Origin of the sequence: Tardiphaga sp., assembly GCF_044340795.1 — a bacterium.
Taxonomy (GTDB): Bacteria; Pseudomonadota; Alphaproteobacteria; order Rhizobiales; family Xanthobacteraceae; genus Tardiphaga.
The window spans coordinates 1-25,347 of record NZ_JBIISY010000033.1; the positions used below are offsets into that span (position 1 = coordinate 1).

Below are 25,347 nucleotides of genomic sequence, written 5' to 3' on the forward strand. Positions count from 1 at the left end.
GTAATTGGTGGCGAAGCGCGCGAGATAGAGACCGAAGCCGATGCCCGATGCCAGTGAAGCGAGCATCGTGAAGACGATACCGGGCATGATCTGCAGCAACGTGCGCCGGCCGGCGGGCAGCCAGGTGTGCAGGATCACCAGCGCGATCACCATGGCGACGATGGTGATGCCGTAGCGGGCAAACGTCAGCAGCCGTTCGTTGTTCTCGATCACCAGCGGCACGTAGCGCCGCACGATCTCAAGCACCAGAGGACCGAGCACGATGAGGAAGGCGAGCAGCAGTGCCGTCACCGCGGCGATCAGCGTGTAGCCGATGGATTCCAGCCGGAGCCAGTACCAGCGTCGCGGCTCGATCACTGTATAGGCACGGTTCAGCGCCACGCGCAGGCTCTCGACACCGTTGGAGGCGAAATAGAGCGCGAGCGCGAGGCCGATGGTCAGCGCATCGCCGCGTGTCGTCGTCAGCACGTCATGGATTTGCGATGACAGCGCGCCCGCCACCTGGTCCGGCCAGACCTCCAGCAGCAGGTTCACCGCCTGGTCGGCGAGATCCTTGGAGCCGAAGAAGCCGGCGAGGGAGGCCAGCACGATCAGGAACGGAAACAGCGCCATCAGCGTGGAGAGCGCGATATGGCTGGCGATCGCCCAGCCGTCATCGGCGAGAAATCGATAAAAGGCGTCAAGGCCGATATCGAAGGCGATGCGTATCTGCCTCACAGTCCACCTGGTCAGCGGCTTCGCCAGATCGGCCGGCCGTGTGCGAGCTTCGGATATATAACGCGCAAAAGCCAGAACGTTGCATAAACGCTGTTGCACGTCGCCGGTGGCAAATCACCGCCGCATTCCCTACATTCGCGGTCACCGATCATCCATCGAACAGGCCCCGCATGACCATTCACCAGCGCCCCACCACCGTCGATCCCGTGAAGCTCGACCGGCTTGCCGAAGTCGCTGTCAAAGTGGGTCTGCAACTGGCGCCGGGACAGGACCTGCTGCTGACGGCGCCTGCCGCCGCGCTGCCGCTGGTGCGCAAGATCGCCGAACACGCCTACAAGGCGGGTGCCGGTCTGGTGACGCCGTTCTTCTCCGACGAGGAGATGACCCTGGCGCGCTATCGCCATGGCCATGACGACACCTTCGATCGCGCCGCCGGCTGGCTCTATGAGGGCATGGCCAAGGCGCTCGGCAACAACACTGCACGTCTCGCCATTGTCGGCGACAATCCGATGCTGCTGTCGAACGAGGATCCGGCCAAGGTCTCGCGGGCCAGCAAGGCCAATTCGATCGCCTATCAGCCGGCGCTGCAGAAGATCGCCGGCTTCGATATCAACTGGAACATTGTCGCCTATCCCACGCTCTCCTGGGCCAAACAGGTTTTCCCTGGCGATGAAGACGACGTCGCCGTGCAGAAATTGGCCGAAGCGATCTTTGCGGCTTCACGTGTCGACAATGCCGATCCCATCGGCGCTTGGACGAAGCACAACGCAGCGTTGCGCACTCGCACCGACTGGCTGAACGGCCAGCGCTTCCATGCGCTGCATTTCAAGGGACCGGGCACTGATCTCACTGTCGGCCTCGCCGATGGTCACGAGTGGGAAGGCGGTGCCTCCACCGCGAAGAACGGCATCATCTGCAACGCCAATATCCCGACCGAGGAAGTCTTTACCACGCCACATGCCGCGCGTGTGTCCGGTCATGTCCGCTCCACCAAGCCGCTCTCTTATCAAGGCACGCTGATCGAGGAGATCGCGGTGCGTTTCGAGGATGGCAGGATCGTCGAGGCGAAAGCCTCGCGCGGCGAAGCTGTTCTCAACAAGGTGCTCGATACCGATGAAGGCTCGCGCCGGCTCGGCGAGGTGGCGCTGGTGCCGCATTCGTCGCCGATCTCGGCCAGCGGTCTGTTGTTCTACAACACGCTGTTCGACGAAAACGCCGCCTGCCACATCGCGCTTGGCCAGTGCTATTCGAAATGCTTCGTCGGCGGTGACAAGCTCACGCCCGAGCAGATCGCGGCGCAGGGGGGCAACAAGAGCTTCATCCATATCGACTGGATGATCGGCTCCGGCGAGATCGACATCGATGGCGTCCATGAAGATGGTCGCCGGGTGCCGGTGTTCCGCAAGGGCGAGTGGGCCTGAACAGACGCGCAATGGCAGGGCTGAAGGCCACGGTTTTGACGCAAGCCGTGCTATCGTCCCTGCCGCAAGGCGGCCGCTGTGATGCCGCAAGCTTGCCGCAGGAAATTCGCGCAAATGAGCTCTGACGGCAGTGCTTTCTACACAAAAATCCCGGTCTTCCGCGACTTCACACGGCTGATGGATCCGGCGCTTTATGCGCCACTGCCTGACGACTGGATCATCGGCGTCGCCGACATCGTCGATTCCACCAGAGCGATCGCGGAGCGGCGCTACAAGACCGTGAACATGGCCGGCGCGGCTGTTATCGCTGCGATCACCAATGCGCTCGACGGTCGCGAATTCCCGTTCGTCTTCGGCGGCGATGGTGCCAGCTTTGCGGTGTCCCCTGACGATCTCGATCGCGCCCGCGATGCTCTCGCAGCGACGGCAACCTGGGTGAAGGCTGACCTTGATCTCAGTATGCGGGTCGCACTGGTGCCGCTGGCGAATATTCGTGCTCAGGGTCTCGATGTCCGCGTCGCGCGGTTTGCGCCGTCGAAGAACGTCTCCTACGCCATGTTCGCCGGTGGCGGTCTCGGCTGGGCGGAAGCTGCGATGAAGCGTGGCGACTATGCCGTCACGCCAGCGCCCGCCGGCAGCTATCCTGATCTCACCGGCCTGTCGTGCCGCTTCGAGGAAATGCCATCCGCGCAGGGGCTGATCCTCTCCGTGCTGATCGTGCCGCGGTCATCGGATGATCCGTCCGGATTCCGCCGCGTCATCGAGGATGTCATCGCGCTGGTCGAACGAAGCCCGGATGCGGCGCGGCCGGTACCTGCTGGTGGACCTCATATTTCATGGCCGCCGCAAGGGATGGAGCTCGAGGTGCGGGCCGGGCGCGGGGCGCGTTCGCGCGCGCGGTTTCGGCTTTGGGTGATGATCCGGACTCTATTTGCTTATGTCTTGATGCGTTTCGGCATCAGCTGCGCCGGCTTCGTGCCGCAGACCTATCTGAAAGAGCTGGTCGAGAATTCGGATTTCCGGAAGTATGACGATGGGCTTCGGATGATCCTCGACTGCACGCCGGAACTCGAGCGCGAACTTGCGGAGCGTTTGGCAAAAGCCGCGTCGGATGGCGTGGTGCGCTATGGCCTGCATCGGCAGGACGCAGCGATGATAACGTGTTTTACGCCATCAGCCTTGCGTAGCGATCACGTCCATTTCATCGATGGTGCGCGCGGCGGCTATGCCTCTGCAGCGACCGCACTGAAGGCGATGCCGGCCTGATCAGCGGCCAACGCGCGACCAGTTCTCGCCGCCGCAGAGCGCGCCGACGCAGCCTTCGACCTTCAATGTGCTTGGTCCGGCCAGCGAGACATTGCTCACATAATATTTGCCGTCATCGGCATTGTAGATCTGGCCCGACCAGCTGTTTGCGCCGGTGGGCTTCATGCCGAAGAACAGATGAACGCCGATCATCGAGCGCGTGGCGAGCTTCGGATCGGGGTTCTTGTCATCGATCGGCGGTTGACCGGTGCGTGGATCGATCTTGTCACGCAGCGAGACGATGACGCCGCAGAGTTGCGTGCCGCATTTGCTGACGCGCACATTGGCGTCGCCGGCTTGGGTCTGCCACACGCCGCCGACATCGCCGCCGGCCTGCGCCAGTGCAGGGGTGGCGAGTGCGACACCCAGCATAGCGGTCATGACAGCGGTGCGGATGGACATGCGGTTCTCCTCGGATCAGGCGGCTTGCATAGCAAGAAAACGGATTCGCGCAATTGCCGTGAGACGCCAGGGTAAAGCGAAATTGTCGCAATTAACGAGAATTGATCAGGTCATGCTGGTGATCACCACGGCAGGCCGCAGAGGTCCAGTTCCCCTTCATGCGGCGCTCGTTTGAGGTAGTAGACCAGCGGCTGCATGGCGTCGAAGCGGATGCGCTCGCCTTTCTGTTCGGCGAACACCTCGCCGAGATACGGCTTCCAGTTGCGGCTCGTATAGAAGCCGGCCATGTCGGGATCGCAAAACAGCAGTGCGAAGTCATTCGAGCGCTCGTCGCGCAGTGTATGCAGGGCCGCATCGATCGCGATGCTGGCGAGCCCCTGACGGCGAAAATCCGGATGCGTGAGCACGCCGCCGATGCCGCCGATCCGGATCGGGCGCTCTCGCCAGATTCCCGTGCGGCGATACAATCCGACATGACAGACTGGCTGCTCGTCGGCCTCGACGATCACCCGCAGGTCAGCATGCGCGAATTCCACATTGGCCCAGGACAGTTGCGCGAGGGTCTCGGGAGGCCAAACGAGGTCATACAACGGCTTGACGCGCGGCCAGGCCGGGTCGCCCGTCACGATTTCGATTTCGATGCTCATTTCTGCTGATGACCCCTGCGTCCGGTGCAGCCTTATAGAGTGGCCAACGGGTAGAAACTTATCGAATCCGATGCTTATGTGAGAATAATTTTCTAGGAACACCAAGGGCTGTAGGATGACCGAGGCGGAGCTTTCCAAATATCAACGCTGGGCAATTTTGGCCGGCGCGGCGACGCTGCTCAGTCTGGCCATGGGCATGCGCCAGAGCTTCGGCTTGTTTCAACCCTCGATCCTGCGTGACACCGCGATCACCACCGCCGACTTCTCGCTGGCCACAGCGCTGCAGAACGTGATGTGGGGCATTTCGCAGCCCTTTGTCGGCGCCATTGCGGATCGCTTCGGCACACGCTGGGTGATGATCTCGGGCGTGCTGATCTATGCGGCCGGCCTCGTCTTCATGCTGTTCGCCACCACGCCGCTCTATTTCACGCTTGGTGCGGGCCTGTGTGTCGGCCTCGCGCTGTCCTGCACGGCCTCAAGCATGACGATGACCGTTGCCTCGCGCTCGGTTTCCGCGGCCAAGCGCAGCGTCACCATGGGCGCGGTGTCGGCGGCGGGCTCGCTCGGTCTCGTGATCGCATCTCCGCTGGCGCAGACGCTGATTTCCACTGCCGGCTGGCAGGTGGCGCTGATCGGCTTTCTCGGTCTCGCCGCGGTGATGATCCCGGCGGCTTTGCTGGCCGGCCAGTCCGACAAGATCGAACGCGCGCCAAGCGACGAACTCCCGCAGTCGCTCGGCCAGGTCGTGCAATCTGCCCTCGGCCATTCCGGCTATATCGTGCTGTCGCTGTCGTTTTTCGTGTGCGGCCTGCAGCTGGTCTTCATCACTACGCATCTGCCGAATTATCTCGCCACCTGCGGCCTCGATCCGTCGCTCGGTGCCACGGCGCTGGCGATGGTGGGCCTCTTCAACGTGTTCGGCTCCTACGCGTTTGGCTGGCTCGGCGGCCGTTATCCGAAGCAGATTTTGCTCGGCGGAATTTACATCGCGCGCTCATTTGCGCTTGCCGCGTATTTTTATTTCCCGGCGACCCCGACCACGACACTCGTTTTCGCTGCTGTCCTTGGCTCGCTTTGGCTCGGTGTCGTGCCGCTGGTGAACGGCCTCGTCGCTCAACTATTCGGCCTGCGTTACATGGCAACGCTGACCGGCATCGCCTTCCTCAGCCATCAGGCTGGCTCGTTCATGGGCGCCTGGGGGGGCGGGATGATCTTTTCGCATCTCGGCACTTACGATCGTGCATGGCAAGCGGCCGTCATCATCGGCCTGATCGCGGGATGCTTCCAGATGCTGATGAATGTGAAGCCGCCGGTGCGACGTGATGCCGTCCCGTCGGTGGTGCCAAGCGCCGCCTGAATGAAATGAGAGGGTGGGCGAGAGAACGGGAACCTTCTATAAAGGTTCCCGTTAAGCCAACTCCCCCATTAACGTGGACCTTGACCCCATGACCTTCACGCTTCCCGATCTGCCTTACGCTCATGACGCGCTCGCGCCGTATATGTCGAAGGAAACGCTGGAATTCCATCACGATAAGCACCATCAGGCTTACGTGACCAACGGCAACAACCTGCTGAAGGGCACCGAATTCGAGGGCAAGTCGCTCGAAGAGATCGTGAAGGGCTCGTTCGGCAAGAATGCCGCACTCTTCAACAATGCCGGCCAGCACTACAACCATCTCCATTTCTGGAACTGGATGAAGCCGAATGGCGGTGGCGACAAGCTGCCGGGCCGTTTGGCCAAGAAGATCGACGAGGATCTCGGCGGTCTCGACAAGTTCAAGGCTGATTTCGCCGCTGCCGGTGCCGGCCAGTTCGGTTCGGGCTGGGCCTGGCTCGCCGTCAAGAACGGCAAGCTCGAAATCTCCAAGACCCCGAACGGCGAAAACCCGCTGGTGCACGGCGCGACCCCGATCCTTGGCGTCGACGTCTGGGAGCACTCCTACTACATCGATTACCGCAACCGTCGCCCTGACTATCTCAAGGCGTTCGTCGACAATCTCGTCAACTGGGACTATGTGGACGAGCTGTACGGCAAGGCCGGCGCCTGATCACATTCGCGTCCGTGACGCAGGGAAGGGCGGCAGCGAAAGCTGCCGCCCTTTTCGTTTGGCGAGCGCAAGGGCTTGCACCGCTCCATCGCTTCGCTACGGTCACGGCCTCACCAACGGACCTCACCCTTCATGCAATACGCACTGGTTTTCATCGGCGGCGGCCTCGGTGCCACCCTGCGTCACCTCATCAATCTCACTTGTGCGCGCTGTATGGCCCCCGGTTTTCCGTGGGGGACGTTCATCATCAACATCACCGGCTCCACCGTCATGGGCCTGATCGCCGGCTATCTCGCCTTCAAGGGGGAGGCCTCGCAGCCATGGCGGCTGTTCCTGATGACCGGTATCCTCGGCGGCTACACCACCTTCTCCGCCTTCTCTCTCGATGCGGCGCTGCTCTATGAGCGTGGCGAACTCGGCCTCGCACTGGCCTACGTGCTCGGCTCCGTCGTGCTGTCCATTGCCGGTCTGTTCGCCGGCCTGGCGTTGGTACGCCACCTGGCCTGACCATCCCTTGCGTTACGTTATAGTGTAACATAGATTGCAGGCGAGGCGCCGTTTGGCGCCCTGTTTTCATTGGCCTTTTGGCCGCCGCACCGGTTCCGGCCCTATGGCGCATGCGCATTCCCATGATCACGACCATAGGCACGGTCACGACCACAGCCATGCACATGGCCATGCCCATCACAGCCATGACCCGGCCAGCCCGCATCCAGCCCAGCCATCGCCTTGGTCGATCCTGCGCATGTCGTTGCCCGGTCGGCTTGCGGCTGCACTCGTGGTCTCCGCCGGGCTTTGGGCAGTGGTCCTGCTGGCGATGAGGCCGTCATGACGGCACAACTCAGTTTTCGCGACGTGACCCTCGGCTACGATCGCCATCCGGCGGTGCACCACCTGAATGGGGAGGTGGCCCAGGGCGCTTTGCTCGCCGTGGTCGGACCGAATGGCGCCGGCAAATCCACGCTGTTTCGTGGCATCGTCGGTATTCTCAAGCCGCTGTCCGGCAAGATCGCCCTGGGTGGCATCAAGCAGCGCGACATCGCCTATCTGCCCCAGAGCGCCGATATCGACCGCACATTCCCGATCTCGGTGTTCGATTTCGTCGGCACCGGCCTGTGGCGCACCACCGGCATCTTTGGTGGGCTTGGCAAGAAAGCGCGCGAGCAGATCGCGCAGGCGCTGGCGGCCGTGGGTCTCAACGGGTTTGAAAACCGCAATATCGGCACGCTGTCCGGCGGCCAGATGCAGCGTATGCTGTTCGCGCGCGTGCTGCTGCAGGATGCCGACGTGATCGTACTCGACGAGCCGTTCAACGCCATCGATGCCAAGACCACCATGGACCTGATCGCACTAGTGCAGCGCTGGCATGGCGAGCAGCGCACGGTGCTTGCGGCGCTGCACGACATGGAAATGGTGCGGGCTCATTTCCCGCAGACATTGCTGCTCGCGCGAGGCGCGGTGGCGTGGGGGAAGACGGGCGACGTGCTCACCTCCGACAATCTGCTCGAGGCGCGGCGCATGTGTGAGGCGTTCGACGACACGGCCGGCACCTGCGTGGCCGACCACGAGCGATCGCGGGCGGCGTGACAATGCTCTATGACGCGCTGATTGCGCCTTTCATCGATTTTGAATTCATGCGGCGCGCACTTGCCGGAGTGATCGCGCTCGCGCTTGGCGGCGCACCGATCGGCGTGTTCCTGATGCTGCGGCGGATGAGTCTCGTCGGCGACGCCATGGCGCATGCGATCCTGCCCGGCGCTGCGATCGGCTTCCTGTTCTCCGGGCTCAATCTATTTGCGATGACTTTTGGCGGATTGATCGCCGGATTCTCGGTGGCACTGCTCGCTGGCCTCGTCTCGCGCGTGACGGTGATCAAGGAAGATGCGTCTCTTGCGGCCTTCTATCTCGTCTCGCTCGCCGTCGGCGTCACTATCGTCTCCATGCGCGGCACCAATATCGATCTGCTGCACGTCCTGTTCGGCAACATTCTCGCGCTTGATGATCAGACATTGCTGGTGATCGCCTTCAATGCCACGATCACGCTCGCGGTGATGGCCGTCATTTATCGCCCGCTGGTGATCGAATGTGTCGATCCCGTCTTCCTGCGCACCGTCTCGCGCGCGGGCGCGCCGGCGCATCTGGCGTTTCTCGCGCTGGTCGTCGTCAATCTCGTCAACGGCTTTCACGCGCTCGGCACGCTGCTCGCGGTCGGCCTGATGATCCTGCCTGCCGGCATTGCGCGGTTCTGGTCGCGGGACATCACGGGCATGATGATGATCTCCGTCGTGAGCGCGATGATCTCCGGCTATGGCGGCCTCGTGCTCTCGTTCCAGACCAAGGTGCCGTCCGGCCCGGCGATCATTCTCGTTGCCGCGGGTCTGTATGTGTTTTCACTCTTCTTCGGCAGCGTGTCCGGACTGCTCAGGCAGCTGTTTCCGGGCCGACATCTTGAGGCTTGATCGTGACGTCCTTGCGTAATTCTTGCGGCGCGGTGCTCGGCGCCATCCTGCTGCTCGTTTCGTCGATCACGCCGTCCTGGTCGCAGGACAAGATGAACGTCGTTGCCAGTTTCTCCATCCTGGGTGACTTCGTGCGCAGCGTCGGCGGCGAGCGGGTCGCCGTGACCACGCTGGTCGGCCCCAATGGCGATGCGCATGTCTATACGCCGACGCCCGCAGACGCGAAAACCATCACCTCGGCCAAGCTGGTCTTCGTCAATGGCCTCGGCTTCGAAGGCTGGCTGCCGCGCCTCGTCAAATCCGCGGGCGGCAAGGCGACCGTCGTCACCGCCACCCAGGGCATCAAGCCGCGCGAAGCGGACGAGGGTGGCCACGATCACGGCGGCAAGCACGATCATGGGCATGATGATCCGCATGCCTGGCAGTCGGTCGCCAATGCCGGGATCTATGTGCGCAATATCCGCAACGCGTTGGCCGCGGCCGATCCGGCCGGTGCGGAGGTCTACAAGGCCAATGCCGAAGCCTATCTCGACAAGCTCCTGGTGCTGGAAAGCGATGTAAGGGCCGCGGTGGCCGATATCCCCGAAGCCCAGCGCAAGGTCATCTCGACCCACGACGCCTTCGGCTATTTTTCGGGCGCCTATGGCATCCAGTTCGTGGCGCCGCAGGGCGTCTCCACGGAATCCGAGGCGTCGGCGCGCGATGTGGCCCGCATCATCACCCAGATCCGCAAGGCGAAGATCCCCGCCGTGTTTCTGGAAAATGTCAGCGACCCCCGGCTGATCCGCCGGATCGCCGCGGAGACCGGTGCAAAGATCGGCGGAACGCTGTATTCGGACAGCCTGACCGCCGAAAACGGCGATGCACCCACTTACATTGCCATGGTCAGGCACAATATAAAGACGCTGGCGGGCGCGCTGACCCCATAGGCCGCGCTCCCAATCGCCTCATCCTTCGAGATCCCCTCTCGGGATGAGGTCTTTGTTTGGAGAACATTTGCGATGACGACTGCGGCTTCCTCAAAAATTCCCGTGACCGTGCTGACCGGCTATCTCGGCGCCGGCAAGACGACACTGCTGAACCGCATTCTCACCGAGAACCACGGCAAGAAATACGCCGTCATTGTCAATGAATTCGGCGAGATCGGCATCGACAACGACCTCATCATCGGTGCCGACGAAGAAGTGTTCGAGATGAACAATGGCTGCGTCTGCTGTACCGTGCGCGGCGACCTCGTGCGCATTCTCGAAGGCCTGATGAAGCGCAAGGGCAAGTTCGACGCCATCATCGTCGAGACCACGGGCCTCGCCGATCCGGCGCCAGTCGCGCAGACCTTCTTCGTCGATGAAGACGTGCAGGCCAATGCGCGGCTTGATGCCGTGGTCACCGTGGCCGATGCCAAGTGGTTGAGCGACCGCCTCAAGGACGCGCCGGAAGCCAAGAACCAGATCGCCTTCGCCGATGTCATCGTGCTGAACAAGACCGATCTCGTCACGGCACCGGAGCTCGCCGAAGTCGAAGCCCGCATCCGCGCGATCAATCCCTATGCAAAACTGCACCGCACCCAGCGTGCGCAGGTGAAGCTGGAAGACGTGCTCGACCGTGGCGCCTTCGATCTCGATCGTATTCTCGAGATCGAGCCAGCCTTCCTCGAGGCCGACGACCACGATCACCACCATCATGATCACGACCACGGGCACGATCATCACCATCATCACGGCCATGACCATGGCCTGAAGCACTATCACGACGAGGACATGCAATCGCTGTCGCTGCGCACCGACAAGGCGCTCGATCCCTCCACCTTCATGCCCTGGCTGCAGGACCTGATGGCCAAGGAAGGCGGCAAGATCCTGCGCTCCAAGGGCATTATCTCCTTCAACGGCGATGACGAACGCTATGTCTTCCAGGGCGTGCATATGATGCTTGAAGGTGATCACCAGCGGCCGTGGAAGGATGACGAGAAGCGCGAAAGCCGTCTCGTCTTCATCGGTCGCGAACTGCCGGAGCAGATGATCCGCGACGGCTTCGCTAACGTCATTCCCGCCTGATGTCCGACTTCAATCCGCTCAAGGAGCAAGAGTCGATCGTCTCCGTCACCGATCGCGTGGTCGGGGTGACGATCGGCGCCGCCGTCTCGGCCGTGCATTTCCTCGGTGACAAGGCCGCCTTTGTCGGCGCCGAGGAAAAGGTCACGCTGGTCGATCCCGATGGCAGTGCGACCCCGGTCGAGGTCGCCTTCGGCGGCATCCTGTGCTCGATCTCGGACGGCAAGCGCGTCGTCATGGGCTCCGATGACGGCAAGGTGCTGGTACTGGATCAGGCCGGTACGGTCTCGACTTTCGCCACCGACGCCAAGCGGCGCTGGATCGACAATGTCGCGCTGCACCCCGATGGCGCGGTGGCGTGGTCGGTCGGCAAGACCGCCTTCGTGCAAGCACCGAAGGGCGAGGTGAAGTCGTTCGAAGTGCCGTCCACCGTCGGCGGCCTCGCTTTCGCACCAAAGGGACTGCGGCTCGGCATCGCGCACTACAATGGCGTGACGCTGTGGTTTCCCAACATGGCCGGCAGTGCCGAGGTGCTGGAATGGCAAGGCTCGCATCTCGGCGTGATCTTCAGCCCCGATAACAAATTCCTCGTCACCACGATGCACGAGCCGGCGCTGCATGGCTGGCGCCTGGCCGATGGCAAGCATATGCGCATGACCGGCTATCCCGCCCGGGTGCGCTCGATCGCCTGGACGGCTGGCGGCAAGGGCCTTGCGACCTCCGGTGCCGATACGGTGATCGTCTGGCCGTTCACCACCAAGGACGGCCCCATGGGCAAGGAGCCGGCGATGCTGGCGCCGCTGCAGGCCAAGGTCACCGCCGTCGCCTGCCACCCCAAGCAGGACATCCTTGCTTGCGGCTACAGCAACGGCACCGTGCTGATGGTCCGCCTGGTCGATGGCGCCGAGATTCTGGTCCGCGCCAACAAGGGCGAGCCGGTGACCGCACTGGCCTGGAATGCCCGCGGCTCGCTGCTCGCCTTTGCGGATCAGCAGGGCGATGCGGGGTTGCTGGCGGTATAACCCCGTCATTGCGAGCGTAGCGAAGCAATCCAGTCCTTCGCGTGTGGTTTTCTAAATTGCTTCGTCGCTCCGCTCTTCGCATGACGATGTAATAGGGGAGGTTGTCATCTCCCCGTCATCTCCTGTACGCATGAAAAACCATGCGCTTCCTCACAACCTTCCAGACGCTGGATTTCTTTGACACGCTGCTGAGCCTGGCTGCGGCCTTTGTGCTGGGCACGCTGATCGGCGCCGAGCGGCAATATCGCCAGCGCACCGCGGGCCTGCGCACGAATGTGCTGGTGGCAGTGAGTGCCGCGGCTTTCGTCGATCTCGCCATGAAGCTCGATGGCTCCGGCGGTGCGGTGCGGGTGATCGCCTATGTGGTGTCCGGCATCGGTTTCCTTGGCGCCGGCGTCATCATGAAAGAGGGCACCAATGTCCGCGGCCTCAATACGGCTGCGACCTTGTGGAGCTCCGCCGCTGTCGGCTCCTGCGCTGGCGCGGACATGATCGCGCAGGCGATCGCACTGACGGTGTTCGTGCTCGCCGGCAACACGCTGCTGCGGCCGCTGGTCAATGCGATCAATCGCACTCCGCTTGATGCCCAGTCGTCGGAAGTCACCTACTACGTCCGCCTCACGGTGGTGCCCGATGCAGTCTCCGAGATGCGCGAGCGGTTGCAGGAGGCGCTCGAGGCCGCCAGCTATCCCGTCGGCGATGTCGAGGTGAACGAGCTCACTGAGACGCAGCGGGAGATCGTCGCAACGCTGGTGTCGACCGCCGTCGATCCCAAGGAACTCGACGCGGTGCTGGTCAAGCTGGAGAGCCATGCCGGCGTGCGGAATGCCACTTGGGATTCCAGCACCAAGGAATAGAGCATGATCCCGAAAAGTGGCTTCCGATTTCCGGATAAGATCATGCTCCAGTAGAAAAAGTGCGAGGGTCTGATTCATCGAAGATGGATCTGACCCTCGCGGCGTTTTCGCGCGGGAACTTTTGCTCCGGCGCGTCCGTTGTCACCGCAAATGAACCCTGCGGTGGACGCCATGATCTCGACAAATGCGCAACTGTTCCGGACACGTCTCATGATCGCTGCCATTGCAGTAACCGCGACTGCAGGCATGTCTACATCGGCATGGGCGCGGCTGACGCTGGATCCGCCGCCGGCACGCCTGGCCCAGGCGACACAGCCGTTGCAGTCATCGCCTGGCGCCCAGAACAAGCCCGCAGCGCCTGCAGAGCCGTCGACCACCGGACAGCGGCCGCACGAGACGCCGCCGCAACCGGCGCGGCCCGATGCAGATGCGAAAGATGCAGGCGCCAAGCCGGCACTGCCGCCGGCCCCCGCTGAGAAGACAGCGCCGCCGATTCCAGCGAAGTAGCCACGCGGAGCGCACGGACTGCTCGCAATCTGGTCTCGCAAGCTTCATGCAGCGTAGTCATAGTACCCCCAACGTCACTGTCTGACTTTGGGGGCTGCCATGAAGATCGACGACATCCGGCGCGATGCCTATTCGATGCCGCTGACCAACCCGTCATTCCCGCGCGGGCCGTACCGTTTTTTCAACCGCGAATATTTTATCATCACCTACCGTACCGATCCTGAAGCGCTGGCTGCTGTCGTGCCCGAGCCGCTCCAGGTGACCGATCCCGTCGTGAAATACGAATTCATCCGGATGCCGGATTCCACCGGCTTCGGTGACTACACCGAGACGGGGCAGGCCATCCCGGTGCGCTTCGATGGTGTGGATGGCGTGTACATCCATTCGATGTATCTCGATGACGACGCACCGATAGCCGGCGGCCGCGAATTGTGGGGATTTCCGAAGAAGCGTGCGACGCCGAAGATCGTCGTGGAAAGCGATGTTCTGGTCGGCACGCTGCATTATGGCTCGGTGCTGTGCGCGTCGGGCACCATGGGCTACAAGCACCGCCAGGCGGATCTCGACGCAGTCATGCATGCGCTGACGGTGCCGAATTTCATTCTGAAGATCATCCCGCATGTGGATGGCTCGCCGCGTATCTGCGAACTGGTGCGCTATCATCTCGAGGACATCGTTCTGAAAGAAGCCTGGTCAGGCCCCGCCGCGCTCGGCCTGTTTCCGCATGCGCTCGCCGATGTGGCACGGCTACCGGTGCGCGAGGTCGTCTCGGCGCTGCACTTCAAATGCGATCTGACCCTGGGCTTGGGGGAAGTGGCCTTCGACTATCTGGCGAAGTGATCGCTCGCGCGAGAATGCGAGAGGAAGCGATGCTCGGAGAGTAGTGCTCCCTCCCCCAAGCCGCGAAGCGGCGCAGTGGGGAGGGCCGGGGCCGCGCCGCGGCGAAGCTCGAAGAGCGAAGCCGGGTGGGCGCCCCACGTGACGTCGGAGTGTGGGGAAACACCCCACCCGTCTCAAACGCCGCGTGTTCGATCCACCATGGCGGACGACTGCGTCCGCCAGACCCTACGGCGCGTGGCTACGCCACGCTTGGGGGAGGGAAAGAACGCCTATTTTTTCTTCATCATCTTCGTCAACACAAAATTCACCACTCTCGTTACGCCGCGGTTTACTGCGTTTCTTGAACGATCCGCGCGCATGCAAGCACCACTTGCCTGTGGTGTTCCTGCATCGTCGATTAACCGCGCGGCAACTTTGATTGCTTACTAACGAAACAGATCGAAATGTACGGATGTGCAGTCGCACCCGAGCAAATCGATGCTGGTGTAAGTGTTGCGTGAGCGTATCGGATGTCAGTACTGCGTAACGGGCCGAAGGGCGCGCAGCGTGCGCTCTTCGGTCTCGGTCTCTGCATCTTTGCGATGGCACCGACAGAGTCGGGCTATCAGGACATTGCGTCGCTGCTCGCGCGTCAGCCGGGCGTGACCGAGCGCTGGCAGCAGCGCAACTACGCCTCCGCCGTCTCCTCGATTCATGTCGCGACCTTCTCCTTCGGCCGTCCGGTCGGCACCACGTCGCGTCCATTGCTGCAGTTGGCGAGCTTCGACACCAACGACATCACCGGAACGGTGACGCGCAATCCGCTGATGCAGGCGCCGCGTCGCTACGAGGCCGCCGATTTCCCGAAAGTGGATCGCACGCTCAAGGGCGATCGTCTCGCGACCTTCAAGCCGGCGGATGACATGTCCGAAGATCCGGCGAGCGATTCATTTCAGGACAACACATCGGTGAAGGGCGCCAAGACCACGGACCGCGCGCCTGCGGCACCGCATGCGCCGCTCGATCCCGAGCTTGATGAAGCCCTGCACGCCGCGCCGCTGGCGCAATATTCGAACGGCGCGCCGGTGCAGCCGGCCGAGGATGCGTCGCCGGAAGCAGCTGTGATTCCCGTCGAGCCGGCGCCGCCGAAAGACGGATTTTCGGTTAAGACCGCGAGCCTGTTCTTCGGCGCCTCGTCGCTTGGCTCGCCTGCCGAGACCATGGAGCGCTGGCAGCCCGGTGAAGAGCCGATGATCGTCACCCCGGGTGTGAGCCCGGGCGCTGATCCCGACATGAAGAAGACCGTCGCGTTGCCGCTGCCGGCCGATCGGCCTAACGCCGGCGAAAGCGTCGCCAAGAAGGGCGAGGTCAACAATGACTATCATGGCAAGACACCGGCCGAGCGCCTTGGCCTGACGGGCGCCGCACGCGCCAAGCAGGAAAAGTGCCTCGCCGAAGCGGTCTATTTCGAAGCCCGTGGTGAAGCCGTACGCGGCCAGATCGCGGTGGCGCAGGTGGTGATGAACCGCACCTTCTCCGGTTTCTATCCGACCACCCCCTGCGGTGTCGTCTACCAGAACAAGCATCGCCGCCTGGCCTGCCAGTTCACCTTCGCCTGCGACGGCATTCCCGATGTGGTGCGCGAACCCGACATGTGGGAGCGCGCCCGCAAGATCGCGGCGGCCACTCTCGATGGCCGGCTGTGGCTGCCCGAAGTCGGCAAGTCCACGCATTACCATGCGTATTGGGTGCATCCGTCTTGGGTGCGCGAAATGAAGAAAATGTACAAAACCGGCGTTCACTCGTTCTATCGCCCGCGCAAATGGGGCGACGGCAGCGATGCGCCGAGCTGGGGAACGCCAGCGCTCACCGCGGAAATCTCGAAGAAGCTAGCCGAGAACAAGCCGTAAGACCCGCCTACCTCCAGCCTGCGAAAAGCGGCGCCATGCCCGGCGCCGCTTTTTGCGTCTTGCCATGCGTGGCGCGGATCACGCCCCGCTCATTCGCGCTACGGCAATGCGTCTTTGCAGGCTTGGTTTTTCATGCGGATGCATTTATCTCTCCAGCACCTCGAAATGAGGACAGGGGAAACGACATGGCGGCCATCGACAGTGTATCGCGACCAAATCTCGGCTGGCGCACGCCGCTGGTGATCGTGATCTGCGGATCGCTGATCGGCATGCTGACCTTCGGCCCGCGCTCCAGTGTCGGCTTCTTCATGCAGCCGTTCAGCCAGGAATATGGATGGGGCCGCGACGTGTTCGCGCTGGCCTTCGCCGTGCAGAACCTGCTCTGGGGCATCGGCCAGCCCTTTGCCGGCGCGATCGCCGACAAGTTCGGCAGCGTCCGCGTGCTGTGTGTCGGCGCCGTCCTCTATGCGGCCGGCCTGCTGATGATGCGCTATTCGTCGACGCCGCTGGAGCTCAATATCACCGCCGGCGTGCTGATCGGCTTCGGCCTCTCGGGGTGCTCCTTCAATCTGGTCCTGTCGGCCTTCGGCAAGCTGATGCCGCCGGAATGGCGCGGCATTGCGCTGGGCGCCGGCACCGCCGCCGGCTCGTTCGGCCAGTTCATCTTTGCGCCGTTCACGGTGGCGATGATCGACAATACCGGCTGGCAGGCGACGCTGACGACCTTCGGCTTCCTGATGCTGCTCGTGATCCCGCTGGCGCTGGTGCTGGCGACGCCGAAGGCGGAATCGAATGCGGCATCACCGGTGCAGGAGCAGTCGTTCAAGAGTGCGCTGGTCGAAGCCTTCGGCCATCGCTCCTATGTGCTGCTGGTGGTCGGCTTCTTCACCTGCGGCTTCCAGCTCGCTTTCATCACCATGCATCTACCGGCCTATCTGATCGACCGCGGCTTGCCGGCGGCGGTGGGCGGCTGGGTCATTGCCATCATCGGCCTGTTCAACATCATCGGCTCGCTTGCGGTCGGCTATGTGCAGGGCAAGCTGCCGAAGCGCTATATTCTCTCTTTCATCTATTTCACCCGCGCGCTGGCGACGGTGGCCTTCATCATGCTGCCACTGACGACGACCTCGGCACTGGTGTTCGGCGCCATCAGCGGCCTGGCCTGGCTCTCGACGGTGCCGCCGACATCGAGCCTGGTGTCGCTGATGTTCGGCACCCGCTGGCTGGCCACGCTCTATGGTTTCGCCTTCTTCAGCCATCAGGTCGGAGGCTTCCTCGGCGCCTGGCTCGGTGGCCTCGTGTTCGACAAGTTCGGGTCCTATACGCCGATCTGGTGGCTCTCGGTTCTGTTCGGCGTGCTGTCGGCGCTGATCAATCTGCCGATCGTGGAAAAGCCGGTGGAGCGTGCGGTTGCGCAGCCGGCGTGATCGGCATTCGCCGGCGTTGACACGCTGAGCTCTCGCGATGAAACTGACATTGGCCGCTCCAATCGGGGCGGCCTTTCGTTCTCAGGGCGGGGTGAGAATCCCCACCGGCGGTAATCGGGCGCAAGTCCGGGAGCCCGCGAGCGCCTGATGGTCATGCCGTCAGGGTCAGCAGATCCGGTGCGATGCCGGAGCCGACGGTCATAGTCCGGATGAAAGAGAACGGGTATGCGCAGGGCATCCGCGTCAAGCGGAGGTTCGGTGTGTGACCGTACGTCCTGATTCTGGTCTCAAACAGCGAGAGCACCCATGAATCAGCCTGTGACAAACCTCAAGACCTCTTCCTCTCTTCTCGAACTTTCATCATCCAGCGGCCGCATCGCCTTCATTCAGGCATGCTGGCACAAGGATATCGTCGATCAATGCCGGCTCGGCTTTGTCGCCGAACTTGCGCGACGCGGTGTCAGCGATGGCCATGTCGATTTCTTCGAAGTCCCCGGCGCCTTCGAAATCCCGTTGCAAGCCAAATTGCTGGCACGCACCGGGCGCTATGCGGCCATCGTGGCCGCGGCGCTGGTCGTCGATGGCGGCATCTATCGCCATGAATTCGTCTGTGAAGCCGTCATCAACGGATTGATGCGGGTGCAACTCGATAGCGATGTGCCAGTGCTGTCGGCCGTTCTTACACCGCAACATTTTCACGAACATGCCGAGCATCTGCGCTTCTTCCGCGAGCATTTTGTCGTGAAGGGCGCAGAAGCGGCGACGGCCTGTGCCGCGACGATCGCGAATATCGCGGCCGCTCGCAAACTGGCGGCGTGAGCGCACTGCCATGCCGTAACGGCCGGGCAGGGCTGCAAGGCTTCTGCCCGGTCGTTGCGGGTGGCGTTTCACTCCTCGGCGCGGCATAATTTGGCAGCTCAATTTCAGAAACAAGAATACGGGAGTGATGCATTGGCGACGTTCAAGGCTGTCCGGATCGACAAGGCGGAAAAGGGAACCACGGCTGCGCTGACGCAGTTCGACGAGGCGGAATTGATGGAGGGTGACGTCACCGTCCGCGTCGAATGGTCCACGCTGAATTACAAGGACGGCCTGGCGCTGACCGGAAAGTCGCCGGTGGTGCGGCGTTTCCCGATGATCGCCGGCATCGATTTCGCTGGCACTGTGGAATCCTCCACCAATCCGAACTGGAAACCCGGCGACAAGGTGATCGGCAATGGCTGGGGCATGGGCGAGACCCATCTCGGCGCCTATGCCGAGAAGGCGCGCGTCAAGGGCGACTGGCTGGTGCGCCTGCCCGATGGCATGAGCGCGCGCGACGCCATGGCGATCGGCACGGCCGGCTACACCGCGATGCTGTCGGTGCTGGCGCTGGAAAATCATGGGCTGAAGCCGGCCGATGGCCCTGTGGTCGTCACGGGTGCTGCCGGCGGCGTCGGCTCGGTGGCGATCGCTGTGCTGTCGAAGCTTGGCTGGCATGTCATCGCCTCCACCGGCCGCACCTCGGAAGAGGGCTATCTGAAGGGCCTCGGTGCTGCCGAGATCATCGACCGCAACGAGCTCTCCGCACCCGGCAAGCCACTGGCGAAAGAGCGCTGGATCGGCGGCGTGGACAGCGTCGGCTCGACCACGCTGGCGAATCTGCTGGCCTCCACGAAGTATCGCGGCGCCATCGCTGCCTGCGGTCTGGCGGGGGGCATGGACCTGCCATCTTCGGTTGCGCCTTTCATTTTGCGCGGCGTGTGTCTTCTCGGCATCGATTCCGTCATGTGCCCGATCGACCTGCGCAAGAAGGCCTGGCACCGACTGTCCACTGATCTGGATTCAGGAAAACTATCTGAAATCACTCAGGAAATCGCGCTTGAAGACGTGATCGATGCCGGTGCCAAGGTGCTGGCCGGACAGGTCCGCGGGCGAATCGTGGTAAAGATCGGCTAAACCACGTTCAGACTTTACCAACCATCCTGCTCCATTGTTGCCGCAGTTGGTATGGTAAGCAGCGGGTAAAGACATCTGGCGGTCACTTGGGGTGACCTCCGTCACGTCTCGTGATGATCCGCGCTCGGTTGTTTCGGAGTATCCCATGGTTGCGCGTTATGTATTGGGGGCGGTGCTCGCCACGACGGTGGCTGCACCGGCATTTGCCGGCCAGAAGATGAATGCCGAGGAGGCACGCAAGTTCGTCTCCGGCAGGGTCTTCGCTTTCGCCTGCAACGACGGCACCCGCGGCGCTGGCCGCATTTTCGATGATGGCGGCGCGGCTGGCGCGGTGCAGTTCTCGGGCACCGCTGCTGCGCGCAACATGCGCGTGCCGGGCAATACGCTGCAGGTTCGCGGCCAGAACATCTGCGCCTCGCTCAAGGGTCTGCCTTTCGAGCCGTGCTTCGATCTGGAAAAGAAGGACGAACGCAGTTTTCGCGGGTCGGTCACCGTGCTCGGCTTCACCGGCTATTGCGATTTCCGCCATCAGGGCCGCGGCCAGATGCTGATGGCCCGCTCGCTGTCGCAGCCGCGCACCATGCGCACGCGTTCGGCCGATGCGTCAGCCGGCGGCGAGACCGTGACCCGCGTCTCGACCCCGCGCGTCGAGAGCAGCAAGCTCGATCCGGTCTCTACCGGCGCCGTGAAGTCCGAACCGGCCAAGAGCGAACCGATGGAACTGCGCAAGTCGACCGATTGAACACCGCCTGTCATCCCCGCGAATGCGGGGATCCAGTAAACGCAGGTGTCGGGGCTCTAATGCAGACATCGGCGTCTACTGGATCGCCCGGTCAAGCCGGGCGACGACAATGGAAGGTAATTTTCAAACGGCTCCGGATCGCAAGATCCGGGGCCGTTTGCTTTTGGGGCAACCTCACCACAGCGTGATCGCTGCAGCGCACAAAACAGATTGCAGCCTAATCGATAGCATCCTATCTAATTTCCATGCCCCCCATCACTGCACATGTGCAGGCCGAGCTAGGTCTGCTGGTCGCGCGTTTGGCCAGGGTCTGGCGCCGCAAGGCGGATCAGACCCTGGCGGCGCATGGTCTGTCCGAAGCGACAGCGCATCCGCTGCTGATCCTGTCGCGCGCGGGGCGCGATAATGTGCGGCAGGGCGTGCTCGCCGAGGAAATGGGCCTCGAAGGTCCGTCCGTGGTGCGGCTGATCGATCTGCTCGCTGCGGAAGGGCTGGTCGAGCGCCGCGAGGACCCGACCGATCGCCGCGCCAAGGTGCTGCATCTCACCGCACTCGGCGAAGCCAAGGCCGACGAGATCAAGCGCGTGATGCGCCGGACCCGCGCCGAACTGATGAAGGACATCTCGCCCGACGAACTCGCGATCACCTTCGACGTATTGAGCCGTATCGAGCAATCGGCGCATCGCCTCTATGAAGCAGCGCTGGAAGCGGACACAACGTCATGAGCAGTGCAGCCGAGCGGCTGCCGTTTCTCGAGCGACACGCCGACATCATCTTTTCCGTAAAGACCTTCATCGCTGCCATGATGGCGCTGATGATCGGCTTTGCCGCCGATCTGCCGCGGCCCTATTGGGCGCTGGCGACGGTCTATATCACCTCGCAGCCGCTGGCCGGCGCAACGCGCTCCAAGGCGCTGTATCGCGTCGTCGGCACGCTGATCGGCGCCATTGCCAGCATCGCTTTCGTGCCCGCGCTGGTGAATTCGCCGGAACTGCTCAGCCTCGCCATCGCGGCCTGGGTCGGCCTCTGCCTCTATGTGTCGCTGCTCGATCGCACGCCGCGCAGCTACATGTTCATGCTGGCCGGCTACACCTGCGCGCTGATTGCCTTTCCGTCGGTCTCCGAACCTGCCGCAATCTTCGATACCGCTGTCGCGCGGAGCCAGGAAATCATTGTCGGCATTCTCTGTGCCACGGTGGTGTCCACGGTGCTGCTGCCACGCAGCGTCGGTCCTGCCGTGTCCGCACGTGTCGATGGCTGGCTGAAAGGCGCACGCAAGCTCAGCCGTGACGTCCTTGCCGGCCGCAGCGCTGATCCCGCGGTGAGAGACCTGCGCCTGAAACTGGCCGCCGATGCCGTCGATCTCGATGGTCTCGCCGATCATCTCGCCTTCGACCGCGCATCGAGCCGCGAGACCGTGCACTGGATGCGTGCGCTGCGCGTCCGCATGCTCACCTTCCTGCCGACGCTGTCCTCGCTCGGGGATCGCATCGATGCACTTGGCCCGGATGCGCGCAACAAGCATCCGCACCTGATGCTGCTGCTCGATGATGTCGCGCAATGGATCGGCAATGACGATCTCGACCGCGAGCCCGCGGAACGCCTGCGCGAACGGATCGCTGCCCAGCGCCCGGCGCTCAACGCGACGTCGCCATGGAACGAAATCATCGTCGCCAGCCTGCTGATGCGGTTGCGCGAACTCGTCGATATCTCGGCGGATTGCCGTATCCTCAATCAGGCGATCGCGCAGGGCGAGCGCCCGGCCGGCGCCAAACTGGTGTTTCAGCCCGAGGGCGGTGTCGCCCCGGCACGCTATCGCGATCCCGGCATGGCGCTGTGGTCGTCCGCCGGCGCCTTCGTCACCATCCTGGTGTGCTGCGCGTTCTGGATCCTGACCGGCTGGACCGATGGCGCGACGGCGCCGATGATGGCGGCGATCGGCTGTTCGTTCTTCGCCAATATGGACGATCCCTCGATCGGCCTGCGCGACTTCGCCAAATGGACACTGGTGGCCATGGTGATCATCGCGGCCTATCTGTTCGCCATCCTGCCGGCCATCAGCAATGTGGAGGTGCTGGTCTTCGCACTGGCGCCGTCATTCCTGGTCTTCGGCTATCTGATCGCGCGACCCACGACCTTCTTCATCGGCATGATGCTGGCGGCGAACACCGCGACCATGATGGCGTTGCAGGAAACCTACAGCGCCGATTTTGCGAGCTTCGCCAATTCCAGCATCGCCTTCTTTGTCGGCATGGAGCTGTCCTCGATTTCGATCCGGCTGATCCGTTCGGTCGGTGCGGAATGGAGCGTGCGACGCCTGATGCGGCGTGGCTGGATCGCCATTGCGGAAGCCGCCGAACGCCGGGGGCATCGCGACCGCGCGGCCTTCGCCGGCGTGATGCTCAACCGCATCGGCGTCCTGGCACCGCGGCTGCTCGCCCTCAAGGACGCCGATCTGCGCAAGATCGACAATCTGCGTGAACTGCGCGTCGGCCTCAACATCGTCGACCTCAGGCGCGCCCGGCACCATCTGTCGGCACGCACGCTGGGTGCCATCGATGGGATGCTTGATGAACTCGCCCGGTGCTTTCGCGCGCATGATGGCTTGGCCATGCCGCAGGCTTTGCTGGTACGCGTCGATCACGCCATGGCCGCGGCCATCGACGAACATGGCGCCGGCCGAACTGACGCCCTGATCGGCCTGGTGGGCATCCGCCGCGGTCTGTTCCCGGATGCACCGGACTATCAGCCCGAAACCACAACCCATCCCGGGAGTGTTGCCGCATGAAGTATCAGATTGATCTGTTCGGTGTGCTCCTGCCCTCATTGATGCTGTGGCTGGTCATCACCTACGCCATTGGCGCGCTGCTGCGCCCAGTGCTCGAACGCGCCGATGTTTACCGCTTCGTCTGGCATCGCGCGCTGTTTGATCTCGCTCTCTACGTCTGCCTGCTGGGCGGCGTGGTCTATCTATCGTCTGGATTGCTGTCATGAAGAACATTGCTGCTTTCATCCGCCGTTTCGCCGTTACTGGTCTGGCCGTCGTGGCTGCGCTCGCCGTCGGGCGGTACCTCTGGGTCTATTACATGGATGCGCCATGGACGCGTGACGGTCGCGTGCGCGCCGACGTCGTCACGGTGGCGCCGGATGTGTCCGGTTTCGCCACGGAGATTCTGGTCAAGGACAATCAGGCCGTCCAGCGCGGTGACGTGCTGATGCGGATCGATCGTGCGCGGTTTACGCTGGCGCTGCAGCAGGCCGAGGCCGTCGTTGCCGGCCGCAAGGCTACGCTGGAACAGGCCGATCTCGATCTCAAGCGCTACAACGATCTCACCACCGCTGCCGTGTCCCAGCAGAAGAAGGAGCAGGTGGTCGCCACGCAACTTCTCGCGCAGGCGTCCTACGATCAGGCCGTCGCCGATCGCGGCGTGGCGCAGCTCAATCTCGACCGCAGCGAAATCCGCGCGCCGGTGTCAGGCCGGATCTCCAACATGGATCTGCGGCCGGGCACCTATGTCAGCGCCGGCAAGGGGGTGATGGCGCTGGTCGATACGTCGAGCCTGCGTGTGGATGGCTATTTCGAGGAAACGAAACTGGCGCGCATTCATCCGGGCGATCCCGTTCGCATTCACCTGATGGGCGACGCTACGGAACTCACCGGCCGCGTTGAAAGCATCGCCGCCGGCATCGAGGACCGCGACCGTGCGCAGGGCAGCAATCTGCTCGCCAATGTCACGCCGACTTTCAGCTGGGTCCGTCTTGCACAGCGGGTGCCGGTGCGCGTGTCGCTGGATGCCGTTCCGGACGGAGCAACGCTGGTGGCCGGCCGGACCGCAACGGTGGAAATCCTGCCGCGCAGAGATGCGACCGTCGCGAAAGCGAAGTGACGATCAGGCGCTGGCGTCAGGCGCGAGCGCTGTCAGCCGCACCGTGTCGAACCGCGCGCGGATCTCGCGCGGCGTCGCACCGAAACGCTTCTTGAAGGTGCGGTTGAAATAGGACAGGTCGCCGAAGCCGACATCGAAGGCGATGGCGCTGACGGCGCGCTCGGTGCGATTTCCATCGCGTAGCATCTGGAAGGCACGTTCGAGTCGCCGTTCCAGCAGGTAGTCCGAAAATGTGCGGCCTTCAGCCTCGAACAGTTTCTGGAAGTAACGCGTGGTGACGCCATGGGTGGTGGCGAGTTGCTCCAGCGACAGGCTCGGCTGGCTCATGCTCGCCTCGATATCGGCCTTCAGCGACAACAGCGAGATGGTCGGACGGTCGGGCCGTCGCGCGATCACCCTGGCCGGGGCTTCCGCTTCCGCGATCATGGTGGCGACAAGCCCGCTCATATAATCGACGGCGAGGTCAGCCAGGGCCGTCGAATTCATCGGCAGCAGCCCACGCATCACGGCGGCCGCATAGTGGCCGAGTGCGATCAGGCCGCCATTGTCATGGGCGATGTGGCGCATGACTGTCGGAGCATCGCACGTGATCAACAGGCAATCGATGCGGCTGACATCATTCATCAGGAAGGTTGCTGCGCGCCCGGCATCGAGAACGATCGCCTCGCGCTGCATGCAGGTTTGGCGCTGTCCGCCTTGCTCGACGGTGACGATCCCATCGGACGGGCGAACGATCAGCTGCGCGCGATCGTCGGCAGCGCTGTCACGAATATCCCAGCGCGGCGCGGGATCGAAGCAGGACATCAGGCCGAGATGCGGCTGCATCTGCAGGATGGCCTTGGACTGAAACGGCGCCGACCGAAACGATCCCAGTGAATCGCGCTGTACGCTCTTCCAGGGCAGCCGGGCCTCGAGCGGCTGGCGCAACCGGTCGTCGATATCGTCGGCCACCAGCCAGAGCGGCACCAGCGGACAGTCGGGCGCGGTTTCGGTGCAGGATGCCGAACGCAACTGATGCCGCTTTGCCACAGCACCAGATCCAAATGGATTCGTTCGCTCCAGTCCGACTATCAAGTCCCCGAGTCCAAGTATTGCGTGTGGGCCATTCGTATTGCTGCGCGTGAAGATAGACGGATTGCGCAGACGTAAGAAGCGTAAAGCCGCCGATGGAATTTACATTGATTCCAAAAT

28 protein-coding genes and 1 riboswitch are annotated in these 25,347 nt (G+C 63.0%); of the genes, 24 read left to right on the top strand and 4 right to left on the bottom strand.

Annotation, left to right across the window (positions count from 1 at the left end):
• A partial coding sequence (locus tag ACIQ17_RS07925) for a YihY/virulence factor BrkB family protein (protein WP_398467170.1) occupies positions 1-717 on the bottom strand: 717 nt, incomplete at its 3' end.
• A 170-nt stretch (positions 718-887) separates the two neighbouring features.
• Here ACIQ17_RS07925 and ACIQ17_RS07930 point away from each other — a divergent pair.
• Complete coding sequence (locus tag ACIQ17_RS07930; RefSeq protein WP_398467172.1) at positions 888-2,138, top strand: aminopeptidase; 1,251 nt, start codon at positions 888-890, stop codon at positions 2,136-2,138.
• A gap of 114 nt (positions 2,139-2,252) precedes the next feature.
• Complete coding sequence (locus ACIQ17_RS07935; protein ID WP_398467174.1) at positions 2,253-3,404, top strand: DUF3095 domain-containing protein; 1,152 nt, start codon at positions 2,253-2,255, stop codon at positions 3,402-3,404.
• Here the strand turns inward: ACIQ17_RS07935 and ACIQ17_RS07940 are convergent, their stop codons facing one another.
• Both ACIQ17_RS07940 and ACIQ17_RS07945 read right to left on the bottom strand, forming a co-directional pair.
• A complete protein-coding gene (locus ACIQ17_RS07940) occupies positions 3,405-3,845 on the bottom strand; it encodes a DUF2147 domain-containing protein (protein WP_398467176.1) in 441 nt (146 codons plus the stop codon).
• Between the two features lie 122 nt (positions 3,846-3,967).
• Positions 3,968-4,492, bottom strand: coding sequence for a GNAT family N-acetyltransferase (locus tag ACIQ17_RS07945; protein ID WP_398467178.1), 525 nt, complete (start codon positions 4,490-4,492; stop codon positions 3,968-3,970).
• Positions 4,493-4,607: 115 nt separating this feature from the next.
• Here ACIQ17_RS07945 and ACIQ17_RS07950 point away from each other — a divergent pair, with 115 nt between their 5' ends.
• The 22 genes from ACIQ17_RS07950 (at position 4,608) to ACIQ17_RS08055 (ending at position 24,156) form a co-directional block, all read left to right on the top strand.
• Positions 4,608-5,849 (top strand): MFS transporter, encoded by a 1,242-nt coding sequence (locus ACIQ17_RS07950; protein WP_398467180.1) that lies wholly within the window; start codon positions 4,608-4,610, stop codon positions 5,847-5,849.
• A gap of 88 nt (positions 5,850-5,937) precedes the next feature.
• The gene (locus ACIQ17_RS07955; protein WP_398467182.1) at positions 5,938-6,540 is read left to right on the top strand and encodes a superoxide dismutase; all 603 of its coding nucleotides are present in this window, start codon (positions 5,938-5,940) and stop codon (positions 6,538-6,540) included.
• 132 nt (positions 6,541-6,672) lie between these two features.
• The gene (gene crcB / locus ACIQ17_RS07960) at positions 6,673-7,047 is read left to right on the top strand and encodes a fluoride efflux transporter CrcB (RefSeq protein WP_398467184.1); all 375 of its coding nucleotides are present in this window, start codon (positions 6,673-6,675) and stop codon (positions 7,045-7,047) included.
• Between the two features lie 103 nt (positions 7,048-7,150).
• Positions 7,151-7,372 (top strand): hypothetical protein, encoded by a 222-nt coding sequence (locus ACIQ17_RS07965; RefSeq protein WP_398467186.1) that lies wholly within the window; start codon positions 7,151-7,153, stop codon positions 7,370-7,372.
• Complete coding sequence (locus ACIQ17_RS07970; protein WP_398467188.1) at positions 7,369-8,127, top strand: metal ABC transporter ATP-binding protein; 759 nt, start codon at positions 7,369-7,371, stop codon at positions 8,125-8,127. Before ACIQ17_RS07965 ends, ACIQ17_RS07970 begins: the two co-directional genes overlap by 4 nt.
• A 2-nt stretch (positions 8,128-8,129) precedes the next feature.
• On the top strand, positions 8,130-8,999 hold the full coding sequence (locus tag ACIQ17_RS07975; protein ID WP_398467248.1) for a metal ABC transporter permease: 870 nt from the start codon (positions 8,130-8,132) through the stop codon (positions 8,997-8,999).
• Positions 9,000-9,091: 92 nt separating this feature from the next.
• Complete coding sequence (locus tag ACIQ17_RS07980) at positions 9,092-9,928, top strand: metal ABC transporter substrate-binding protein (protein WP_398467250.1); 837 nt, start codon at positions 9,092-9,094, stop codon at positions 9,926-9,928.
• Between the two features lie 72 nt (positions 9,929-10,000).
• Positions 10,001-11,050 (top strand): CobW family GTP-binding protein, encoded by a 1,050-nt coding sequence (locus ACIQ17_RS07985; protein ID WP_398467190.1) that lies wholly within the window; start codon positions 10,001-10,003, stop codon positions 11,048-11,050.
• A complete protein-coding gene (locus tag ACIQ17_RS07990) occupies positions 11,050-12,069 on the top strand; it encodes a WD40 repeat domain-containing protein (protein ID WP_398467192.1) in 1,020 nt (339 codons plus the stop codon). Before ACIQ17_RS07985 ends, ACIQ17_RS07990 begins: the two co-directional genes overlap by 1 nt.
• A 140-nt stretch (positions 12,070-12,209) precedes the next feature.
• The gene (locus ACIQ17_RS07995; RefSeq protein ID WP_398467194.1) at positions 12,210-12,926 is read left to right on the top strand and encodes an MgtC/SapB family protein; all 717 of its coding nucleotides are present in this window, start codon (positions 12,210-12,212) and stop codon (positions 12,924-12,926) included.
• A 210-nt stretch (positions 12,927-13,136) separates the two neighbouring features.
• Positions 13,137-13,433, top strand: a complete 297-nt coding sequence (locus tag ACIQ17_RS08000) for a hypothetical protein (RefSeq protein ID WP_398467196.1) — start codon at positions 13,137-13,139, stop codon at positions 13,431-13,433.
• A 99-nt stretch (positions 13,434-13,532) separates the two neighbouring features.
• Complete coding sequence (locus ACIQ17_RS08005) at positions 13,533-14,273, top strand: acetoacetate decarboxylase (RefSeq protein WP_398467198.1); 741 nt, start codon at positions 13,533-13,535, stop codon at positions 14,271-14,273.
• 198 nt (positions 14,274-14,471) lie between these two features.
• A complete protein-coding gene (locus tag ACIQ17_RS08010; RefSeq protein WP_398467200.1) occupies positions 14,472-14,702 on the top strand; it encodes a hypothetical protein in 231 nt (76 codons plus the stop codon).
• Positions 14,703-14,782: 80 nt separating this feature from the next.
• On the top strand, positions 14,783-16,162 hold the full coding sequence (locus ACIQ17_RS08015) for a cell wall hydrolase (protein WP_398467202.1): 1,380 nt from the start codon (positions 14,783-14,785) through the stop codon (positions 16,160-16,162).
• Positions 16,163-16,347: 185 nt separating this feature from the next.
• Positions 16,348-17,589 carry an MFS transporter gene (locus ACIQ17_RS08020; RefSeq protein ID WP_398467204.1) on the top strand — a complete coding sequence of 414 codons (1,242 nt, stop codon included), beginning with the start codon at positions 16,348-16,350 and terminating at the stop codon, positions 17,587-17,589.
• A gap of 73 nt (positions 17,590-17,662) precedes the next feature.
• Positions 17,663-17,814: riboswitch (FMN riboswitch) on the top strand.
• 81 nt (positions 17,815-17,895) lie between these two features.
• Positions 17,896-18,408, top strand: coding sequence for a 6,7-dimethyl-8-ribityllumazine synthase (locus tag ACIQ17_RS08025; RefSeq protein ID WP_398467206.1), 513 nt, complete (start codon positions 17,896-17,898; stop codon positions 18,406-18,408).
• Positions 18,409-18,540: 132 nt separating this feature from the next.
• Positions 18,541-19,527 (top strand): MDR family oxidoreductase, encoded by a 987-nt coding sequence (locus ACIQ17_RS08030; protein ID WP_398467208.1) that lies wholly within the window; start codon positions 18,541-18,543, stop codon positions 19,525-19,527.
• Between the two features lie 145 nt (positions 19,528-19,672).
• Complete coding sequence (locus tag ACIQ17_RS08035; RefSeq protein WP_398467210.1) at positions 19,673-20,269, top strand: hypothetical protein; 597 nt, start codon at positions 19,673-19,675, stop codon at positions 20,267-20,269.
• A gap of 245 nt (positions 20,270-20,514) precedes the next feature.
• A complete protein-coding gene (locus tag ACIQ17_RS08040; protein WP_398467212.1) occupies positions 20,515-20,994 on the top strand; it encodes a MarR family winged helix-turn-helix transcriptional regulator in 480 nt (159 codons plus the stop codon).
• Positions 20,991-23,057 carry an FUSC family protein gene (locus tag ACIQ17_RS08045; RefSeq protein WP_398467214.1) on the top strand — a complete coding sequence of 689 codons (2,067 nt, stop codon included), beginning with the start codon at positions 20,991-20,993 and terminating at the stop codon, positions 23,055-23,057. Before ACIQ17_RS08040 ends, ACIQ17_RS08045 begins: the two co-directional genes overlap by 4 nt.
• Positions 23,054-23,263 (top strand): DUF1656 domain-containing protein, encoded by a 210-nt coding sequence (locus tag ACIQ17_RS08050; protein WP_398467216.1) that lies wholly within the window; start codon positions 23,054-23,056, stop codon positions 23,261-23,263. Before ACIQ17_RS08045 ends, ACIQ17_RS08050 begins: the two co-directional genes overlap by 4 nt.
• Positions 23,260-24,156: an efflux RND transporter periplasmic adaptor subunit gene (locus ACIQ17_RS08055; protein WP_398467218.1), complete on the top strand. Its 897-nt coding sequence runs from the start codon at positions 23,260-23,262 to the stop codon at positions 24,154-24,156. Before ACIQ17_RS08050 ends, ACIQ17_RS08055 begins: the two co-directional genes overlap by 4 nt.
• A 3-nt stretch (positions 24,157-24,159) precedes the next feature.
• Here ACIQ17_RS08055 and ACIQ17_RS08060 read toward each other — a convergent pair whose 3' ends face one another.
• On the bottom strand, positions 24,160-25,185 hold the full coding sequence (locus tag ACIQ17_RS08060; protein ID WP_398467220.1) for a helix-turn-helix transcriptional regulator: 1,026 nt from the start codon (positions 25,183-25,185) through the stop codon (positions 24,160-24,162).
• Positions 25,186-25,347 lie beyond the last annotated feature (162 nt).

What these genes read in the sequence shown, in the direction of transcription:
- crcB (WP_398467184.1), top strand. Translation starts at nt 6,673, where the DNA reads ATGCAATACGCACTGGTTTTCATCGGCGGCGGCCTCGGTGCCACCCTG.
- ACIQ17_RS07980 (WP_398467250.1), top strand. Translation starts at nt 9,092, where the DNA reads ATGAACGTCGTTGCCAGTTTCTCCATCCTGGGTGACTTCGTGCGCAGC.
- ACIQ17_RS08035 (WP_398467210.1), top strand. Translation starts at nt 19,673, where the DNA reads ATGGTTGCGCGTTATGTATTGGGGGCGGTGCTCGCCACGACGGTGGCT.
- ACIQ17_RS08000 (WP_398467196.1), top strand. Translation starts at nt 13,137, where the DNA reads ATGATCGCTGCCATTGCAGTAACCGCGACTGCAGGCATGTCTACATCG.
- ACIQ17_RS08005 (WP_398467198.1), top strand. Translation starts at nt 13,533, where the DNA reads ATGAAGATCGACGACATCCGGCGCGATGCCTATTCGATGCCGCTGACC.
- ACIQ17_RS08025 (WP_398467206.1), top strand. Translation starts at nt 17,896, where the DNA reads ATGAATCAGCCTGTGACAAACCTCAAGACCTCTTCCTCTCTTCTCGAA.
- ACIQ17_RS07955 (WP_398467182.1), top strand. Translation starts at nt 5,938, where the DNA reads ATGACCTTCACGCTTCCCGATCTGCCTTACGCTCATGACGCGCTCGCG.
- ACIQ17_RS08015 (WP_398467202.1), top strand. Translation starts at nt 14,783, where the DNA reads ATGTCAGTACTGCGTAACGGGCCGAAGGGCGCGCAGCGTGCGCTCTTC.
- ACIQ17_RS07990 (WP_398467192.1), top strand. Translation starts at nt 11,050, where the DNA reads ATGTCCGACTTCAATCCGCTCAAGGAGCAAGAGTCGATCGTCTCCGTC.
- ACIQ17_RS08045 (WP_398467214.1), top strand. Translation starts at nt 20,991, where the DNA reads ATGAGCAGTGCAGCCGAGCGGCTGCCGTTTCTCGAGCGACACGCCGAC.
- ACIQ17_RS08055 (WP_398467218.1), top strand. Translation starts at nt 23,260, where the DNA reads ATGAAGAACATTGCTGCTTTCATCCGCCGTTTCGCCGTTACTGGTCTG.
- ACIQ17_RS07970 (WP_398467188.1), top strand. Translation starts at nt 7,369, where the DNA reads ATGACGGCACAACTCAGTTTTCGCGACGTGACCCTCGGCTACGATCGC.
- ACIQ17_RS08050 (WP_398467216.1), top strand. Translation starts at nt 23,054, where the DNA reads ATGAAGTATCAGATTGATCTGTTCGGTGTGCTCCTGCCCTCATTGATG.
- ACIQ17_RS07995 (WP_398467194.1), top strand. Translation starts at nt 12,210, where the DNA reads ATGCGCTTCCTCACAACCTTCCAGACGCTGGATTTCTTTGACACGCTG.
- ACIQ17_RS07950 (WP_398467180.1), top strand. Translation starts at nt 4,608, where the DNA reads ATGACCGAGGCGGAGCTTTCCAAATATCAACGCTGGGCAATTTTGGCC.
- ACIQ17_RS08040 (WP_398467212.1), top strand. Translation starts at nt 20,515, where the DNA reads ATGCCCCCCATCACTGCACATGTGCAGGCCGAGCTAGGTCTGCTGGTC.
- ACIQ17_RS07965 (WP_398467186.1), top strand. Translation starts at nt 7,151, where the DNA reads ATGGCGCATGCGCATTCCCATGATCACGACCATAGGCACGGTCACGAC.
- ACIQ17_RS07945 (WP_398467178.1), bottom strand. Translation starts at nt 4,492, where the DNA reads ATGAGCATCGAAATCGAAATCGTGACGGGCGACCCGGCCTGGCCGCGC.
- ACIQ17_RS07940 (WP_398467176.1), bottom strand. Translation starts at nt 3,845, where the DNA reads ATGTCCATCCGCACCGCTGTCATGACCGCTATGCTGGGTGTCGCACTC.
- ACIQ17_RS07985 (WP_398467190.1), top strand. Translation starts at nt 10,001, where the DNA reads ATGACGACTGCGGCTTCCTCAAAAATTCCCGTGACCGTGCTGACCGGC.
- ACIQ17_RS07930 (WP_398467172.1), top strand. Translation starts at nt 888, where the DNA reads ATGACCATTCACCAGCGCCCCACCACCGTCGATCCCGTGAAGCTCGAC.
- ACIQ17_RS08010 (WP_398467200.1), top strand. Translation starts at nt 14,472, where the DNA reads ATGGCGGACGACTGCGTCCGCCAGACCCTACGGCGCGTGGCTACGCCA.
- ACIQ17_RS08020 (WP_398467204.1), top strand. Translation starts at nt 16,348, where the DNA reads ATGGCGGCCATCGACAGTGTATCGCGACCAAATCTCGGCTGGCGCACG.
- ACIQ17_RS07975 (WP_398467248.1), top strand. Translation starts at nt 8,130, where the DNA reads ATGCTCTATGACGCGCTGATTGCGCCTTTCATCGATTTTGAATTCATG.
- ACIQ17_RS07935 (WP_398467174.1), top strand. Translation starts at nt 2,253, where the DNA reads ATGAGCTCTGACGGCAGTGCTTTCTACACAAAAATCCCGGTCTTCCGC.